This window comes from Methanococcus maripaludis, from assembly GCF_013760955.1.
In the GTDB taxonomy this organism is placed as follows: domain Archaea; phylum AGJL01; class Methanococci; order Methanococcales; family Methanococcaceae; genus Methanococcus; species Methanococcus maripaludis_A.
The window spans coordinates 1-3,219 of record NZ_JACDUL010000007.1 but is presented as its reverse complement, the minus strand read 5'-3'; the positions used below and the strand labels follow the sequence as shown (position 1 = coordinate 3,219).

Genomic DNA, 3,219 nt, shown 5'->3' with positions numbered 1-3,219 from the left:
GTATTATGGACCGAGGACCGGATTTTTAGTGAAGGTCGTGCATAAGCCTCCGTATCTGGTGTTATCCAGATGCCTAGAATTATCTATTACCCTATCTGGGGAATGGCTTGGCTTGGAACGCCGATGAAGGACGTGGTAAGCTGCGATAAGCCCAGGCGAGACGCATACAGTCATTGAACCTGGGATTTCCGAATGGGACTTCCTACTTTGTAATCCGTTAAGGATTGGGAACGCGGGGGATTGAAGCATCTTAGTACCCGCAGGAAGAGAAATCAATAGAGATTCCGTTATTAGAGGCGATTGAACGCGGATCAGAGCAAACTGAATCCCTTCGGGGAGATGTGGTGTTATAGGGCCTTCTTTTCGCCTGTTGAGAAAAGCTGAAGTTGACTGGAACGTCACACTATAGAGGGTGAAAGTCCCGTAAGCGTAATCGATTCAGGTTTGAAGTGTCCCTGAGTACCGTGCGTTGGATATCGCGCGGGAATTTGGGAGGCATCAACTTCCAACTCTAAATACGTTCCAAGACCGATAGTGTACTAGTACCGCGAGGGAAAGCTGAAAAGCACCTTTAATCGGGTGTGAAAAGAGCCTGAAACCAGATAGGTATGGTATGACACGGCCCCAAAGGCAACTGTTCTGAAGGAAACCGTCGCAAGGCGGCTGTACGAAGTATAGAGCCAGGGTTGTGTCGTCCGTTTCGAAAAACGGGCCGGGGAGTATATTGTTGTGGCGAGCTTAAGATCTTCACGATCGTAGGCGTAGGGAAACCAACAAGTCCGCAAAATCTTGAGGGACGGGGTCTTAAGGGCCCGGAGTCACAGCAATATGACCCGAAACCGGGCGATCTAGGCCGGGGCAAGGTGAAGTCCCTCAACTGAGGGATGGAGGCCTGCAGAGTTGTTGCCGTTCGAAGCACTCTTCTGACCTCGGTCTAGGGGTGAAAGGCCAATCGAGCCCGGAGATAGCTGGTTCCCTCCGAAGTGACTCTCAGGTCAGCCGGAGTTTAGATAGTCGGCAAGGTAGAGCACTGATAAGGTGGTTAGGGGAAGAAATTCCTCGCTGTTTTGTCAAACTCCGAACTTGTCGTCGTCGCATGCTCCGAGTGAGGGCATACGGGTAAGCTGTATGTCCGAGACGGGAATAGCCGAGACTTGGGTTAAGGCCCCTAAGTGCCGATTAAGTGTGAACACGAAGGGCGTCCTTGGTCTAAGACAGCAGGGAGGTTGGCTTAGAAGCAGCCATCCTTTAACGAGTGCGTAACAGCTCACCTGTCGAGATCAAGGGCCCCGAAAATGGACGGGGCTAAATCGGCCGCCGAGACCCAAGGGCACCGAAAGGTGATCCTGTAGGGGGGCGTTCTGCGAGGGCAGAAGTTCGGCTGTGAAGTCGAGTGGACCTCGTAGAAATGAAGATCCCGGTAGTAGTAACAGCATAAGTGGGGTGAGAATCCCCACCGCCGAAGGGGCAAGGGTTCCACAGCAATGTTTGTCAGCTGTGGGTAAGCCGGTCCTAACTCTCGAGTTAACTTCTTTGAGAGGAAAGGGAAACAGGTTAATATTCCTGTGCCATCTAAATACGCGTGGCAACACAAGGTTAGTTTCCGACGCTTCTGGGTAGGCTGAGTGTTCTTGTCTGGGCATTCAAGCTTATAAGTCCGGGGAGAGTTGTAATAACGAGAACCGGATGAAAGAGTGATGAGCTCTCCGTTAGGAGGGTTCGGCCGATCTCTGGAGCCCGTGAAAAGGGAATTAACAAGGATTTTAGATGTCCGTACCCAGAACCGACACTGGTGCCCCTAGGTGAGTATCCTAAGGCGTAGCGGATGAATCTAGTCGAGGGAAGTCGGCAAATTGGCTCCGTAACTTCGGGAGAAGGAGTGCCAGTGATCTTGTTTATATATGGGATCGCTGGTCGCAGTGACCAGGGAGGTCCGACTGTTTAATACAAACATAGGTCTTAGCGAGCCTGAAAAGGTGTGTACTAAGGCCGACGCCTGCCCAGTGCTGGTACGTGAACCCCGGTTCCAACCGGGCGAAGCGCCAGTAAACGGCGGGGGTAACTATAACCCTCTTAAGGTAGCGAAATTCCTTGTCGGGCAAGTTCCGACCTGCATGAATGGCGTAACGAGACCTCCACTGTCCCCGACTAGAATCCGGTGAACCTACCATTCCGGCGCAAAGGCCGGAGACTTCCAGTGGGAAGCGAAGACCCCGTGGAGCTTTACTGCAGCCTGTCGTTGGGGCATGGTTGTGAGTGTACAGTGTAGGTGGGAGCCATCGAAACCTTTTCGCCAGGAAAGGTGGAGGCGATCCTGGGACACCACCCTCTCATGACCATGTTCCTTACCCTTTTAGGGGACACCGGTAGGTGGGCAGTTTGGCTGGGGCGGTACCCTCCTAAAAATGCATCAGGAGGGCCCAAAGGTTGGCTCAAGCGGGTCAGGACTCCGCTGTTGAGTGTAAGGGCAAAAGCCAGCCTGACTTTGTTGCCAACAAAACGCAACGAAGAGGCGAAAGCCGGGCCTAACGAACCCCTGTGCCTCACTGATGGGGGCCAGGGATGACAAAAAAGCTACCCCGGGGATAACAGAGTTGTCGCGGGCAAGAGCCCATATCGACCCCGCGGCTTGCTACCTCGATGTCGGTTTTTCCCATCCTGGGTCTGCAGCAGGACCCAAGGGTGGGGCTGTTCGCCCATTAAAGGGGATCATGAGCTGGGTTTAGACCGTCGTGAGACAGGTTGGTTGCTATCTGCTGGATGTGTTGGCTGTCTGAGGGAAAGGTGGCTCTAGTACGAGAGGAACGGGCCGTCGGCGCCTCTAGTCGATCGGTTGTCTGACAAGGCATTGCCGAGCAGCCACGCGCCAAGAGATAAGAGCTGAAAGCATCTAAGCTCGAAATTCATCCTGAAAATAGACAGCCGTTTCCTTCGGGAACGAGAACTCCCGTAGAAGACGGGTTTGATAGGCTAGGGGTGTACGCATCAAGGTTTTCCGAGATGTTCAGCCCGCTAGTACTAACAGTTCGAGAGATAACTTAGGCATCTGGACACTTAAAGATACGGGGGCAGAAATGCACTTTTAATTTAACTTTGACATAACGGTCATAGCGGAGGTGTTACATCCGATCCCATCCCGATCTCGGAAATTAAGCCCTCCAGCGATTCATTAAGTACTGCCATCTGGTGGGAACAATGTGACGCCGTTAGTCACTTTTT

The 3,219-nt window shown here is 52.7% G+C and carries 2 rRNA genes; both read left to right on the top strand.

Annotation, left to right across the window (positions count from 1 at the left end):
• The first annotated feature begins 74 nt into the window (after nucleotides 1-74).
• Nucleotides 75-3,042, top strand: a 23S ribosomal RNA gene (locus tag HNP90_RS09325).
• Nucleotides 3,043-3,097: 55 nt separating this feature from the next.
• Nucleotides 3,098-3,212 (top strand): 5S ribosomal RNA (gene rrf, locus HNP90_RS09320).
• The last annotated feature ends 7 nt before the right edge of the window (nucleotides 3,213-3,219 follow it).